Origin of the sequence: Bradyrhizobium sp. BR 1433, assembly GCF_051547665.1 — a bacterium.
Classification (GTDB): Bacteria; Pseudomonadota; Alphaproteobacteria; order Rhizobiales; family Xanthobacteraceae; genus Bradyrhizobium; species Bradyrhizobium australafricanum.
Genome location: NZ_JBPUGG010000001.1, coordinates 4,065,260 through 4,079,591, shown reverse-complemented (window position 1 = coordinate 4,079,591; position 14,332 = coordinate 4,065,260). Strand labels below are relative to the sequence as shown.

The following is a 14,332-nucleotide window of genomic DNA, read 5'->3' as shown; positions in this document are numbered from 1 at the left end:
CGCTATCGTATCACAAAAGGGAATGACAAGTGTCCGGGCACGGCGCCGCAGGCGGCGCGTGTCTCGCCACAACAGAGGATGCATTCATGAGCTTTCGTAATGGGCTTGCTTCGCTTCTTCGTCCTGAAGAATTGGTGCTCGTTCTGATCGACCATCAGCCCTACCAGCTTGCGAACGTGAACAGCCACGAACCGCAGATGGTGATCAACAATACGGCGGGCTTGGCGAAGGCCGCCAAGGCCTTCAATGTCCCCACGATCCTGACGAGCGTGGTAGCGGAACGAGGCGGACTGCTCTTCCCCCAAATTACCGATGTGTTTCCCGGCCAGGAGGTGATCGACCGTACGTTCATCAACACCTGGCAGGACCGGAAGGTGGTGGATGCGGTCAAGGCTACCGGCCGCAAGCAGCTTGTCATCGCGGGCCTATGGACCGAGGTGTGTGTCGCGATGCCGGCGATCCAGGCACTCGGTGAAGGCTGGGACGTGACGGTGGTCACCGACGCGTCGGGCGCCGTGTCGGTCGAGGCGCACGAGGTCGCCATCCAGCGCATGATCGCGGCTGGCGCTAACATGATGACCTGGCTCGCGGTGGCGGCCGAATGGCAGCGCGACTGGGCCCGGACCGAACAGGCCGCCAAACTGACTGAGGTGGTCACGCAGCATGCCGGCGGAAGCGGCATCGCGTTTCTGTGGGAGCAACAGTTGCTCAACACGCCCGTGCCGAGCACCCGAGACTGATCTAATCGGGATGACGAGGACCACGAGCGATGTGCCGCGAGAGCTGGCCGTTTGTCGAGCCTCGTCATTTCCCTCCCTATGAGAGTCGTCCATGCCTGGAAAGCGGGCCAGGCCCGAGCCGTGGGCTCGATTGCGGTGTTTTCGTCGCCTGGTCAGGACGCGCGTGCTGCGGCCCGGCGTGCGCGGCGCGCGGCGCGGCGGCGCTGGGTCCAGAGCCTGGCGCGGTCGAGATAGAGATAGACCACCGGCGTCGTGTAGAGGGTCAGGATCTGGCTCAGGATCAGCCCGCCGAAGATCGCGATGCCGAGCGGCTGGCGCAGCTCGCTGCCTTCGCCGAGGCCGATCATCAGCGGCACCGCGCCGAACAGGGCAGCCAGCGTCGTCATCATGATCGGCCGGAAGCGCATCAGGCAGGCCTCGTAGATCGCATCGCGCGACGACAGCCCGCGCTGGCGCTCGGCATCGAGCGCGAAGTCGATCATCATGATCGCGTTCTTCTTCACGATGCCGACCAAGAGGATCACCCCGATCATGCCGATGATGTCGAAATCGGTGTGCGACAGCATCAAGGCCGCCACCGCGCCGACGCCGGCCGAGGGCAAAGTGGAGAGGATGGTCAGCGGGTGGATGTAGCTCTCGTAGAGCATGCCGAGCGAGATGTAGATCGTCGCCAGCGCGGCGAGGATCAGGAACAGCTCGTTCGCCAGCGCCTGCTGGAAGATTTTCGCGGAGCCCGCAAACCCGCCGGAAATGCCCGCGGGCATGCCGAGCGCGTGCATCGCGTTCTCGATTGTGGTGGTCGCCGTGCTCAGCGAGACGCCCGGCGGCAGGTTGAACGAGATGGTGCTCGAGACCAGGAGATCCTGGTGGTTGACGGAAAGCGGCGTCTCGCCATGCTCGAAGCGCGCGACGCTCGACAGCGGGATCATGGTCTCCGCGCTGGTGGAGACCGCGGTACCGGTCGATGCGACGCCCTTGCCGGTGGCGCCGATCGAATTGGTGGCCTGGTTGCGCACCACATTGGCGGCGACCGCGCTGACCGAGCTTTTTTGCGAGGACGAGGCCACCGTGCCGGCCACGGCATTGGTGCTCTGCGTGCCGCTCGCCGAGCCGCCCGAGGTCGAGATATAGACCTCCTTGAGGGTCTGCGGGTCCTGCGAGAAACGCGGCGCGACCTCCATGATGACATGATACTGGTTGCGCGCGACGAAAATGGTCGAGACTTGGCGCTGCCCGAACGCGTCATAGAGCGTGTTGTCGAGCTGGCTGACGGTGATCCCGAGCCGGGAGGCGGCGTCGCGATCGATGATCAGATTGGCTTGCAGCGCCTTGTTCTGCTGGTCGCTGTTGACGTCGGCGAGCGTCGGCTCCTTCTGCAATGCCGCGACGAGCTTCGGCGTCCACTCGTTCAGCTCCTCGAAGGTCGAGCCCTTCAGCGTGTACTGATACGCCGCATTGCCCGAGCGTCCGCCGGCGCCGAGGTCGCCGATCGATTGCAGGAACAGCGTGGCGCCCGCGACGCTTGCCAATGGCTCGCGCAGCCGCTCGATCACCTTGTCGGCGCGCAGCCGGCGCTCGTCCATCGGCTTCAGCGAGGCGAACACGGTGCCGGTGTTGGTGCCGCCGGGACCCACGCCGCCGCCGCCGGTGAAGCCGACCGCGGTGTCGACCGCCGGATCTGATTTCACGATGTCGATGAACTGGGTCAGCTTCTGCTGCATCAGCTGGAACGAGGTGCTCTGGTCGGCCTGGATCGAGCCGACCAGCAATCCGGTGTCCTGCTGCGGCACGAAGCCCTTGGGCACCACCTTGTAGAGATGGAAGTTCAAATAGAGCGTCGAGCAGAGGATCAGCATCACCAGGAGCGGATGGCGCAGCGCGAGGCCGAGCGTCGCGCGGTAGCCGTTCAGCATCAGCTCGAAGATGCGTTCGCTGATCCGGTAGATCCGGCCGTGCGGCCGGCCCTCCTCCTTGCGCAGCAGTACCGCGCACATCATCGGCGTCGTGGTCAGCGAGACCACCAGCGAGATCACGATCGCGATCGTGATGGTCATGGCGAATTCGCGGAACAGGCGGCCGACCAGGCCGCCCATCAGCAGGATCGGCACGAACACCGCGATCAGCGACACGCTCATCGACAGCACCGTGAAGCCGACCTCGCGGGTGCCGACCAGCGTCGCCTCGAGCCGCGACAGCCCGGCGTCCATGTGGCGGGTGATGTTCTCCAGCACCACGATGGCGTCGTCGACCACGAAGCCGGTCGCCACCGTCAGTGCCATCAGCGAGAAGATATCGAGCGTATAGCCGAGCAAATACATCACGGCGAAGGTCGCGATCAGCGACACGCCGACCGCCACCACCGGGACCAGCGTGGCCCGCGCATTGCGCAGGAAGGCGAACACCACCAGGATCACCAGGGCCACCGCGATCAACAGCGTGATCTCGACGTCGTGCAGCGAGGCCCGGATTGTCTTCGAGCGGTCCATCGCGAGGGTGATGTCAACCGCAGGCGAGACCGAGGCCTTCAGCTGCGGCATCAGCCCTTTCACGGTGTCGACCATCTTGATGATGTTGGCGCCCGGCTGCCGGTACACGATCATCACGACGGCCGGCTTGCCGTTGGAAAGGCCGAGCGTGCGCACATTCTCGACGGAATCGATCACGTCGCCGACATCGGTCAGGCGCACCGCCGCGCCGTTGCGGTAGGCGACGACCAGCGGCCTGTAGTCGGCCGCCTTGCGGGCCTGGTCGTTGGCGTAGATCTGGTAGCGCTGGTTGCCGACGTCGATGCCGCCCTTCGGGCTGTGCGCATTGGCGCTCGAGAGCGCGGCGCGGACGTCCTCGAGCCCGATGCCGTATTTGTACAGCGCCGGCGGGATCAGCTCGACGCGCACCGCCGGCAGCGAGCCGCCGCCGACCGAGACTTCGCCGACGCCTTCGACCTGCGACAGCTTCTGCGCCAGCACGGTGGAGGCGGCGTCATAGAGCTCGGCCGGCGTCAACGTGTCCGAGGTCAAGGTGTAGATCAGGATCGGCGCCGAGGCCGGGTTGAACTTGCGGTAGGTCGGATTGGCGCGCAGGTTGGTCGGCAGGTCGGCGCGCGCCGCGTTGATCGCCGCCTGCACGTCCCGTGCGGCGCCGTTGATGTCGCGGTCGATGTCGAACTGCAGCGTGATGCGGGCGGAGCCGAGCGAGGACACCGACGTCATTTCGGTGACGCTGGCGATCTGGCCGAGGTGGCGCTCGAGCGGGCTTGCCACCGTGGAGGCGACGTCGGCCGGGCTGGCGCCGGGCAGGGTCGCCTGCACCATGATGGTCGGGATGTCGACGTCGGGCAGCGGCGACACCGGCAGCTTGAAGAACGCAATGATGCCCGCCACCACCAGTCCAAGCGACAGCAGCGTGGTGCCGACCGGCCGTCGGACAAAGGGGGCGGAGAGGTTCATCGAATTTGCGAGCGCTGTTTGCGGATCAGCTTCTATCCGTCCGCGCCGGGATGCAAAAGCCTAAATGTCACAGGGCGGCGCCATACCGCCGCCGCGATTTGCCGGATGCACGCGGCGCACGCCGAAAAACGAGGATCTGGCAACAACCCGTTTACAAAGGCTGATCGATGATCGTGGCGAAGCGCAGTCGCAAGCACTGCGCAAAGGCCAAATGAAGAAGCTCAAGGCATTCCGCAAGTCGCCGGATAGTCCGCTCGGCGAGGTCGTTAAACGACGGCTGGCCAAGCGAACTAAGTAGAGCCTCGCGACGCAGCCTTACGCATCCCGGGCATCCTGCAGCGGGTGACGCGCCGCGTGGGCATCATGCAGCATCGTCGCTAGCTGGTGCAGCTGCGTGTCGCGAAAGCCCTGCTTCTCGATCGAGGCCACTGTCGAGAGCACATAGTCGCGGTTGTTGCCGGAGCGGCCGTGGCCCTGCAGCACCAGGCGCTGCTGCTCGGCGAGCGACAGCCGCCCGGCATATTGCACATGACCGCGATCGACCACATAGGCCAGCGCGCTGACGCGCTCGCGCGCCGCATTCTCCAGCCACACCGAGCGCATCACCTCGCGATAGACGTTGGTGGTCTGTTCGCGTCCGCGCAAATAGGCGATGGTGTCGTGGCGCAGGCGGGCGGCGACGCGGAATGCGATGCCGCGGCAGGCGCCGCCGCGGTCGAGCCCGAGCACCAGGCCCGGCTTCTCCGGCGTGCCGCGGTGGTCGAACGAATAGACGCAGAGCGCGCGGTGCTCGCCGATCAGCCTCGCCGGCACCTGTTCCAGGAACTCGAAGCCCGGCTTCCACATCAGTGAGCCATAGCCGAACACCCAGAGGTCGCCGTCGGTTTCGGAATGGGGAGGATTTGCTGACATCGCGCTGATGGGCTAGCAGAACGGGCCGTCGAAGCGAAGCGGATTCCGTGATGTTTCCAAGGCTTGCTGAAGGCTCGCTCAAGGGTTGCTCGGGGCTTGTTCAAGGCTCGCGGCCGCTTAGATTTTGACAAATTCGCCCGCCAAAGGACCTGCATGTCGGATCAGACCTCCGCCCCCCGCCGCCGCTCGCGCTTCGGCCTTTATGTCGTCCCCGTCGCGGTCCTGATCGCCGCGGTTGCGTGGAGCGGCTTCTGGTTCTTCGCCGCCTCGCAGGTCGGCGTGCAGGCCGATGCCTGGCGCGCGCAGGAGGCGAAGGCCGGCCGGGTCTATGATTGCGGCGACCGTTCGGTGGCGGGCTACCCGTTCCGGTTCGAGGTCCGCTGCACCGATCCGAGCGTGATGCTGGTCTCGCAGACCGCCGCGCCGCAGATGGCGTTCGTGGCGCGGCTCGCCGAGATCCTGGTCGTGGCGCAGATCTACGATCCCAAGCTCGTGATCGCCGAATTCAAGGGCCCGGCCACGATCGCCGAGCGCGGCGCGCAGCCGACGCTGTCGGTGAGCTGGAGCAAGGCACGCAGCAGCGTGGTCGGCCTGCCGGCGCCGCCGCAGCGCGCCTCGCTGGTGTTCGACGATCTCGCCATCGACCGCACCGGCGGCGCGGCGCCGGCGCCGCTGGCGCGGGTCAATCACATCGAGCTGCACGGCAGGCAGGTCGACGGCTCGGCGCCGGACAGTCCGGCGATCGAGGCCGTGCTGCAGATTGCCGGCGGCACCTTGCAGGAGGTGCATCCGCTGCTCGCCCAGCCGTTCAACGCCGACATCCATGCGCGGCTCAATGGCCTGAAGGATTTCTCGCCGAAACCCTGGCCCGATCGCTTCCGCGAGATCCAGGCCGCCGGCGGCAGCGTCGAGATCCAGCAGTCGCGGATCGAGCAGGGCGATGTGCTGTCGGTCGCGGCCGGCACGCTGCGCCTCAACGCGCAAGGGCGCATCGAGGGCGAATTACAGATGACGGTCGCCGGCCTCGAGCGCGTCATCCCCGCGCTCGGCATCGACAAGATGCTGGAGGAGGGCGTGCCGCAGGCAACGCTTGATCGCGTCGCGCCCGGCGTGAAGAGCCAGGACCTCAGCAATCTCTTTGGCGCGCTGGATCGCGCCATCCCCGGCCTCGGCAAGGTGATCAAGCAGAACGCCAATGCCGGCATTTCCGCCGGCGTCAATTCGCTCGGCACCGAGGCTACCCTCGAAGGCAAGAAGGCGCGCAGCTTCCCGCTGCGCTTCGCCGACGGCGCGGTGTTCTTGGGGCCGCTGAAAGTCGCGCAGATTCCGCCGCTGTTCTGAGCCGCGGCGGATTGCGCTGGCGCGAGCTCGCCCACGCACTGTCAGGCGTGCTCAAACGGGCCGATCTCGCGGATCACCTTGCAGATCTGCAGGAAGCCGCTGGCGTAGAACTCGGCATGTCCTCGCCTCATGGTTTCAACATGATCGGGATGATTGCGCCAGGCTTCGAGCGCCTCCTCCGAAGCAAAGCGAAACAGGGTGAGCTCCTCGCCATCCGCCGCCCTGAATGATTTCACCGTCAGGAATCCCGGAAGGCGGCTGACAATGTCGTACATGCGTTCGCCGAGCCGGTTGTATTCGTCGAGCGGGGCGTTCTCCCGTAGCTTCAAGTCAGCAACGACAATGACTTCACCGATCATGTTGCAGTCCTCCGTCGATCCAATGTCCGTGGCAGGTTGAAAACCATCGCCCGAACACAATTCGAAATCGCGGCCGGTGTTGTTACGCCTCCACCCAGGGCGTTCCTCGCGCGATATCGTCCGTTGCGGCAATCTATTCCCGCCGCCGCGATGAGAAAAACGTGACCGGAATAATGCGCCCCGGCGCGAATATCACTCCCCGAGTACCGCTCTCTTTCGCCTGAGGAAACAACCTCGTGTGGAGGAGAAGCGATGCGAATTCTCGGGGGAATTCTGCTCGGCAGCATGCTGCTGTCGGCAGGTCCGGCGTTGGCGGAGGACGATGCGTCCGAGCTGCGTGCGCTGAAGGCTCGGCTCAAGCAGCTCGAGCAGAAAATGGAGACGCAGGCGCGCAAGGAGGAGGCGCTGGCCGCAAGACAGAATGCAATTCAGAACGCGCAGATGACGGCCAAGGCGCCGGTGCCGTTCGATCCCTGCGCATCGGGCAAGCTCTGCTACAAGGGCGTCACCTTCACCTTCGGCGGCTGGGTCGATCTCACCGGCATCTATCGCAGCCGCAACCTCGCCTCCGATTCGGGCTCGGTCTACAACTTCATCCCGTTCCCGCAGAGCAAGAACTACAACACCGGCGAGTCACGCTTCACCGCGCGCCAGACCCGCTTCTCGGTGCTCGCCGAAGCCAACGCCACGGAGAACATCCACGTCGCCGGCTATGGCGAGCTCGATTTCGAGGGCGCGGCGCAGACCGCCAATTCGGTCGCGACCAATTCGTTCAATCCGCGGCTGCGGCAGGCCAGCATCGAGATCGACCGCAGCGATCTCGGCCTGCATGTCCTGGCCGGCCAATCATGGTCGCTGAACACGCCGAGCAAGGCCGGCATCGATCCGCGAGGGGCCGATACGCCGGGCGTGATCGATTTCGAGCTGGTGCCGGGCTTTCTCGGCGCGCGCCAACCCGGCGTCCGGGTCTGGCAGGATATCGGGCCGGAGTTCAAGCTCGCGGTCTCGGCGGAGAATCCGCAGACATCCTTTTTCGGCGGCAACAACCCGCTGGTCGGCACGCCGGCGGTTGGCCCGCAGGGCGTGCTCAATCCGAATCTGCTGGTCAATCTCACCGGTCCGGGCGGCAGCTTCTTCAACAGCCTGAACAATGTCAGCCTCAACCACGTTCCGGATTTCACCGTGAAGGGCGCGTGGGATCCGCGGCTCGGGCACTACAAGCTGCATGTCGAGGCGTGGGCGCTCTACCGCGACTTCTATGATCGCTTCAACTTCGCCAATCACGACGTCAACACGGTCAGCTTCGGCGGCCACCTCTCGGCCGAGATCGTGCCGAAGCTGCTCGAGGTGCAGGCCTCCGCCTCCTACGGTGCGCTGGGCCGCTTCACCGCAACGCCATTCCCGGATGCAACCGTGCGCCAGGACGGCTCGATCCAGCCGCTGCCGATCACGGCTTTCCTGGTCGGCTCGGTCTGGCACACGACGCCGTCGCTCGATCTCTACGCCTATGCCGGGCTCGAAAAGACCAAGGCGACCTTCTCCAATGTCGGCACGGTGCCGTTCGGCTACGGCAATCCGCTCTACAACAACCTCGGCTGCAACATCGAGAACTCGCCGGCCGCGACCTGCAACGGCAACACTTCGGAGGTGAGGCAGTACACCGCGGGCTTCTACGACACGATCTTCAAGGGCTCCTACGGCACCATCAAGGCCGGCGCGCAATATTCCTGACACCCAGCGCTTCGCCTTCCAGGGTGTCGGCGGCGCGCCGAAGACCGACGACCACATCGTCATGACCCAGATCCGCTACTACCCGTTCTAGGGCGCGACGAGATCAGGTTGAGCTGGAGCGACAACGGCAGTTCACCTCTCCCCGGTGGGGAGAGGTGAATCGAGTTCGCGGTGCCGTCTCAGTCTAAATTCATCACCAGTGATGAAGGAGAGGTCAGATGAGGATCGTGACCAGACCGAAGCAGAGGGCCGTGATCGCGCGCGAATTGATGATGGTCAGCCGCGCCGCGCATGTGCTGCAGCGAACTGGCCTCGCGATGGCCGGTGCCATGGCCGGCACCTTCGTCGCCGCCCAGCTCGCCAAGGGCCATGTCGCTGTCTTCGGCACGCTGATCTTCATCGCAACGACGATCGTGATCGGCGCCGCCGGCTTCTATCTCGGAATCGATATTCCCAAGCCCGCGATGCGCGGCACGGGTCGCATCGATGCCGTCGAACTGATGAGCGCGGGCGGCATCTTCCTCGCCGCGTTGGCTGCGCTGGTGTCGGTCTACGGCATCGTGTTCGACGAGATTCCGCCGCGCGCCTGGGAGTTCGTGATCGGCACCTGGTGGTTCGGCGGCGGCATCATGCTGGCGACCGCCGGTCTCGTCGGCCGTCAGCGGCCGGCGAACGCCGCCGCGATGTCGACGCGGCCGATCCGGGATCAACGGCTGCGGCGGTGAGCACGGTCGCAGACCTGCGGCCCGCTGCGCCAATCTGTCCCGTAGCTGCGATCGGCCGATGCGATACCCTCACCAAAAAATCGGGGAGGGACTTCATGCCAGCGAAATTCACCCGCCGTCACGTCATCGCTGCCGGAACCGCTGCCGCTGCGATGCCCTTCCTGCCGCGCGGCGCCTCGGCGCAAGCCGCCTGGCCCTCGCGGCAAATCCGCATGATCTGCAGCTACCCCGCCGGCGGGCAGACCGATCTTTTGGCACGCGCCTTCGGCGAATTCATCGCAAGGCAAGTCGGGCAAACCGTCGTCATCGAGAACAAGGCGGGCGCCTCGGGCTCGATCGGCGCCGCCGAGGTGGCGCGCGCCGCGCCTGACGGTCACACCATCTTGTGCTCGATCTCGACCACTTACGTGATGAACCGCGCGATGATGAAGAACCCCGGTTACGACATGGACAAGGATCTGACGCTGGTCAGCGTGATCCCGGGCGCCGGGCTGCTGCTGGTCGCGAGCCCGAAATTGGGCGTCAAGACACTGGCGGAATTCGTCGCCTATGCGCGCAGCAGCGGCAAGGTGAATTTCGGCACCTACAGCGCGGGCTCCGCGCCGCACATGACGATCAACGAGCTTAACAAGCAGTATGGCCTCACCATCGAGCCGATCCACTATCGCGGCGAGGCACCGATGTGGACCGGGCTCGCGGAAGGCACGCTCGATGTCGCGATGGGCAGCTACACCGCCGCGCAAACCGTCCTGCAGAGCAACCGGGGTGTCGCGTTCGCCGTGCATTCGAAGAAGGTCGACGCGATCCCCGAGATCACGACGCTGCCCGAGCAGGGCGCGACGTCGAAGTTCTTCACCGTGAGCGGCTTCTCGGGCTGGGCATTGCCGAAGGCGACGCCGCAGCCGATCGTCGATCGGCTGTCGGAGATTTGCGTCGCCGCCAATAACGATCCGAAGGTCAAGGAGGTGCTCGCGACCTTCGTGCTGGAGCCCGCGATCGGCTTCAAGGACAGCAATGCGCTGTATCAGCGCGAATTGCCGGTCTGGATGGAGGCCGCGCAGTCACTCGGCCTGCCGCCGGCTTGAAGCGATCCGGAACTGAAGGATGGCTGGATCGACGGTCACCATTCGTCGTAGAACCACTCCCTCGGGATACGAGGCCGCGCTCTTGCGTAGGGCGGGATAGACGTCCGCTCGGGCTTGCGCGCGGCCGGCGCCGGCTGCGTCGGAGCCGGTAACGCCTTCGGCTCGGAAACTTTCGCGAGCGCTCGTTTCATTTCTTCCTGGCTCGCCTTGAGTTCCTCAATGGCTTTGGAGCTCTCGCGGGCCATCTGTTGCTGGTTCGCCTTTAGTTGCTCGATATTTCGCTGAACATTTGCGAGGTCGCGTGCGATCGTTTGCAGCAGCTGCGTCTGATCGGGAAGGGCTGTGTTGGCCGTCGGCGCGGCGTCCTGCGGTGGTGCGGTCTGAGGCAACGGCGTCGCTTGGGGCGGAGCGGCGTCTGCCGCGGCGACCTGAACCGCAGGTGGAGTGGGCTGCGCCGGAGGCTGCGGATCATCCGGCGGCAATGCTGGAGTTGAACCAGCTGCGGCGCCCAACGGGCGACAAGCAGCTTGGCCTCCCCGCCATATGATGACTGCAAAGCCAGGGCAGCGACCACGATACAGGCTGCCACCGACAAGGCGGTGAGGGCGCGGAATACCGGTCTTCCGGGCGGCGATTGCGAGGCAAGTCGGGAAGAAGCAGGGCTGGGCCCGGAAGAAGCGGGGTTGGGTCCAACCGAGGGCGGGTTTGGCTGCGCCGACGGGTGGGACGCGGCATCGCGCTCCATTCTCGCGAGCTGTTCACTCAAGCGCGTGAGTTCTTCATCGGCGCGCGCAATCTGCTTTTGGGCTTCCGCGAGTCGTTCGTCGGCGCGCGCGCTCGGGCTATCGCTCGATCCAACTGGGTTCGGAGTGGGTGTGGAGTTCATTGACGTTTCCCTTTCCGTCCAATGTCACCCAAGAGTGCCGACTCGGCTATCCGTCAGGGGCGATCAGCCTCCAGCACTCCCTTCAGTCTTGTCTAAAGAATGGCCGGATGATAGCGCGCCCGAGGTCTCGTGATAATGGGGCGGGATATTGGCCCGGGCTAGCCGGAGATCGGGTCCGCTCGGGTCAAAAGCCGACATCATTCCGCGCTGCTTGGGGCAATGCAAACGGCCCTGGCCAGCGTAGTCTCAGGCGTCCCGCTGGACCAACTCGAAGGCGATGCCCTCCGGCCCTCGAACAGCCGGAGCTTCCGGCTGATGTAGTCCATCTCCTCGCTCAGCATGGTGACACCGTTGGCCACCAGGTGCGCGGTGGCCGCCTCGATGTCGTCGACGCGGAAGGCGAGGTGATTGAAGCCCAGCTTTCGCAGATTGGTCGGGTGCACCCCCGGATCGGTCCCCGGGGGCGGGTCGAACTGAAGCAGCTGGATTTCGAAATCCGCTCCTTCGAGTGCGAGGGTGATGTGCTGCGCTCTCATGGCCGGCATGCCCATGTACCGGGCGGGAACGCCGCCGTCGATGGTCGCGACGTGAGTCTTCTTGAAGCCGAGCAGTGCGAAGAATTCGATCGCCGGGCCGGCATCTGCCACTGCGATAGTCACATGATCCGGACTGAGTATCATCTGATCGCTCCCTGTCATCAGCGCCGCGCCGGCTTTCCTGCTGGAGGCTATCAGCTCGCTCCGTCCGCCGGTAGGTGGGTCGGCCCTGCGGCGACACAATCCGACGGGCAATCAGCGATTCATGTCGCGAGAATGCGGACGTGTGACCCACAAGCAGCGCAACACACTCGGTGTCGTCCCGGCGAAAGCCGGACCCATAACCACAGCTGGTCATTGTTGCGCGATGCTGGGACGACGAGTCCCGTCAACCACACCCGCCGCGGAGTATGGGTCCGGCTTTCGCCGGGACGACGAATGGAGAGAAGTCGTCCCGCTTACGTCTTCAAATTCGCATGCGGCCGGCCGAAGTCGGGTGCGGCGGAGTCCTGGCCGGTCTCGACGATGCCGCGGCGGATGGCACGGGTGCGGGTGAAGTGGTCGAACAGCGCTTCGCCGTCGCCGCGCCGGATCGCGCGGGTCAGCTTCGACAGATCCTCGTTGAAGGTGCCGAGCATCTCGAGCACGGCGTCCTTGTTGGCGAGGAATACGTCGCGCCACATCGTCGGGTCCGAGGCCGCGATGCGGGTGAAGTCGCGGAAGCTGCCGGCGGAGAATTTGATGACCTCGGATTCCGTCACCTGCGCCAGCTCGTCGGCGGTGCCGACGATGGTGTAGGCGATCAGATGCGGCAGATGGCTGGTGATCGCGAGCACGAGGTCATGATGGTCGGGCGTCATGATCTCGACCTTGGCGCCGAGCGCGGCCCAGAACGTTCGCAATCGGTCGGTCGCCGCGGGATCGGTGCCTTCGGGCGGGGTGAGGATGCACCAGCGGTTGATGAACAGCTCGGCGAAGCCGGAATCCGGCCCCGAATGCTCGGTGCCGGCCACCGGATGCGCCGGGACAAAGTGGACGCCGTCAGGCAGATGCGGCGCCATGTCCTTGACGACGGCGCCCTTCACCGAGCCGACGTCGGAGATGATCGCGCCGGGCTTCAGATGCGGCGCGATCTCAGCGGCGACCGGGCCGCAGGCGCCGACCGGGATGCAGAGGATGACGAGGTCGGCATCCTTCACCGCCTCGATGTTGGTCTCGACGACGCGATCAACGATGCCGAGTTCGGCGACGCGCGCACGCGTCTTCTCCGAGCGCGCGGTGGTCACGATCTCGCCGACCAGCCCTTGCGCGCGCGCGCCGCGCGCGATCGAGCCGCCGATCAGGCCGAAGCCGATCAGCGCGATGCGTTGGAAGAGCGGGGCGGTGGTCACGATGTCACTTTCCGGCCAGGAAGTCGCGCAGCCCCTCGACCACGAGGCGGTTGGCCTCCTCGGTGCCAATGGTCATGCGCAGCGCATGCGGCAGCTTGTAATTGTTGAGTGCGCGCAGCACGAGGCCGCGCCGTGTGAGATAGGCGTCGGCTTCCGCCGCGGTCTTGCCCTTGTCGGTCGGGAAATGGATCAGCACGAAATTGGCGACGCTCGGCGTCACCTTCAGCCCGAGCTTGCCGATCTCCTCGGTCAGCCAGTTGCGCCATTGTTCGGTGTGGGTTCGCGACATCTGCACATGCGCCGAGTCCTCGATCGCCGCCACCGCCGCCAGCATCGCCGGCGTCGTGACGTTGAACGGACCGCGGATACGGTTGCAGGCATCGACGATATGCGCCGGCCCGAACATCCAGCCGATCCGCAGCGCCGCAAGGCCGTGGATCTTCGAGAAGGTGTGCGTCACCACCGTGTTGTCCGTGGTCGCGACCAGCTCGATGCCGAGCTCGTAGTCGTTGCGCGAGACGTAGTCGGCATAGGCGGCGTCGAGCACCAGCAGCACATGCGACGGCAGCGCGGCGCGCAGCCGCTTGACCTCGTCGAACGGGATGTAGGTGCCGGTCGGATTGTTCGGGTTGGCGAGCCAGACCAGTTTCGTGCGCGGCGTCACCACCTTGAGTATGGCGTCGACGTCGGCCGTGAAATTGGTCTCGGCCGCGATCACGTTCCTGGCGCCGTTCGCCATGGTGGCGATCGGGTAAACCAGGAAGCCGTGGGTGGTCGAGATCGCCTCGTCGCCGGGCGCGAGATAGGTGTGCGCCAGCAGGTTGAGGATTTCGTCGGAGCCGGCGCCGCAGATGATGCGGTCGGGATCGAGCCCGTAGGCGCGGCCGATCGCCTCGCGCAGCACGCGCGAGGTGCCTTCCGGATAGTCCTCGAGATGGTCAGCCGCCGCCTTGTAGGCCGCGATCGCCTTCGGAGACGGCCCGAACGGCGTCTCGTTGGCGGACAGCTTGAACACTTTGCGGCCCGGTTCCGGCACCGGGCTCTTGCCGGGCGTGTAGGGCGCAATATCGAGGATGCCGGGGTTCGGCACGGGGCGGGACATCATCAACTCCGAACAGAGCGTTTTCGAGCGAAGTGGATACCGGTTCGCGTGAAGAAAACGCGTCAAAACAAAAGCCTG

The 14,332-nt window shown here is 65.4% G+C and carries 13 protein-coding genes; 6 read left to right on the top strand and 7 right to left on the bottom strand.

The window, feature by feature from the left end; translation table 11 throughout:
- Positions 1-86 precede the first annotated feature (86 nt).
- Entirely contained in the window at positions 87-740 is a 654-nt protein-coding gene (locus ACSKB9_RS19905) for a hydrolase (protein ID WP_438075163.1), read from the top strand.
- Between the two features lie 152 nt (positions 741-892).
- Here ACSKB9_RS19905 and ACSKB9_RS19900 read toward each other — a convergent pair whose 3' ends face one another.
- A complete protein-coding gene (locus ACSKB9_RS19900; RefSeq protein WP_438075161.1) occupies positions 893-4,186 on the bottom strand; it encodes an efflux RND transporter permease subunit in 3,294 nt (1,097 codons plus the stop codon).
- A gap of 64 nt (positions 4,187-4,250) precedes the next feature.
- Here ACSKB9_RS19900 and ACSKB9_RS19895 point away from each other — a divergent pair, with 64 nt between their 5' ends.
- Complete coding sequence (locus ACSKB9_RS19895; RefSeq protein WP_438075159.1) at positions 4,251-4,484, top strand: hypothetical protein; 234 nt, start codon at positions 4,251-4,253, stop codon at positions 4,482-4,484.
- A 17-nt stretch (positions 4,485-4,501) separates the two neighbouring features.
- Here ACSKB9_RS19895 and ACSKB9_RS19890 read toward each other — a convergent pair whose 3' ends face one another.
- Positions 4,502-5,098, bottom strand: a complete 597-nt coding sequence (locus ACSKB9_RS19890; RefSeq protein WP_057017872.1) for a gamma-glutamylcyclotransferase — start codon at positions 5,096-5,098, stop codon at positions 4,502-4,504.
- Between the two features lie 153 nt (positions 5,099-5,251).
- Between ACSKB9_RS19890 and ACSKB9_RS19885 the strand changes: the two genes are divergently transcribed.
- Positions 5,252-6,439: a DUF2125 domain-containing protein gene (locus ACSKB9_RS19885; protein ID WP_438075157.1), complete on the top strand. Its 1,188-nt coding sequence runs from the start codon at positions 5,252-5,254 to the stop codon at positions 6,437-6,439.
- Between the two features lie 41 nt (positions 6,440-6,480).
- On the opposite strand, the gene ACSKB9_RS19880 is transcribed toward ACSKB9_RS19885, so the two are convergent.
- Entirely contained in the window at positions 6,481-6,798 is a 318-nt protein-coding gene (locus ACSKB9_RS19880) for an antibiotic biosynthesis monooxygenase family protein (RefSeq protein WP_438075155.1), read from the bottom strand.
- 252 nt (positions 6,799-7,050) lie between these two features.
- On the opposite strand from ACSKB9_RS19880, the gene ACSKB9_RS19875 reads away from it, so the two are divergent.
- The 3 genes from ACSKB9_RS19875 (at position 7,051) to ACSKB9_RS19865 (ending at position 10,339) form a co-directional block, all read left to right on the top strand.
- Entirely contained in the window at positions 7,051-8,529 is a 1,479-nt protein-coding gene (locus ACSKB9_RS19875; RefSeq protein ID WP_438075153.1) for a hypothetical protein, read from the top strand.
- 218 nt (positions 8,530-8,747) lie between these two features.
- Complete coding sequence (locus tag ACSKB9_RS19870; RefSeq protein ID WP_438075151.1) at positions 8,748-9,254, top strand: hypothetical protein; 507 nt, start codon at positions 8,748-8,750, stop codon at positions 9,252-9,254.
- A 95-nt stretch (positions 9,255-9,349) separates the two neighbouring features.
- The gene (locus ACSKB9_RS19865; RefSeq protein WP_438075149.1) at positions 9,350-10,339 is read left to right on the top strand and encodes a Bug family tripartite tricarboxylate transporter substrate binding protein; all 990 of its coding nucleotides are present in this window, start codon (positions 9,350-9,352) and stop codon (positions 10,337-10,339) included.
- A gap of 35 nt (positions 10,340-10,374) precedes the next feature.
- Here ACSKB9_RS19865 and ACSKB9_RS19860 read toward each other — a convergent pair whose 3' ends face one another.
- From ACSKB9_RS19860 to hisC, 4 genes are all read right to left on the bottom strand, one after another.
- Entirely contained in the window at positions 10,375-10,728 is a 354-nt protein-coding gene (locus ACSKB9_RS19860) for a hypothetical protein (RefSeq protein WP_438075147.1), read from the bottom strand.
- Between the two features lie 694 nt (positions 10,729-11,422).
- Positions 11,423-11,905: a VOC family protein gene (locus ACSKB9_RS19855; RefSeq protein WP_438075145.1), complete on the bottom strand. Its 483-nt coding sequence runs from the start codon at positions 11,903-11,905 to the stop codon at positions 11,423-11,425.
- Between the two features lie 314 nt (positions 11,906-12,219).
- Entirely contained in the window at positions 12,220-13,152 is a 933-nt protein-coding gene (locus tag ACSKB9_RS19850) for a prephenate/arogenate dehydrogenase family protein (protein ID WP_438075143.1), read from the bottom strand.
- 4 nt (positions 13,153-13,156) lie between these two features.
- A complete protein-coding gene (hisC, locus tag ACSKB9_RS19845) occupies positions 13,157-14,254 on the bottom strand; it encodes a histidinol-phosphate transaminase (RefSeq protein ID WP_168859392.1) in 1,098 nt (365 codons plus the stop codon).
- Positions 14,255-14,332: the final 78 nt, after the last annotated feature.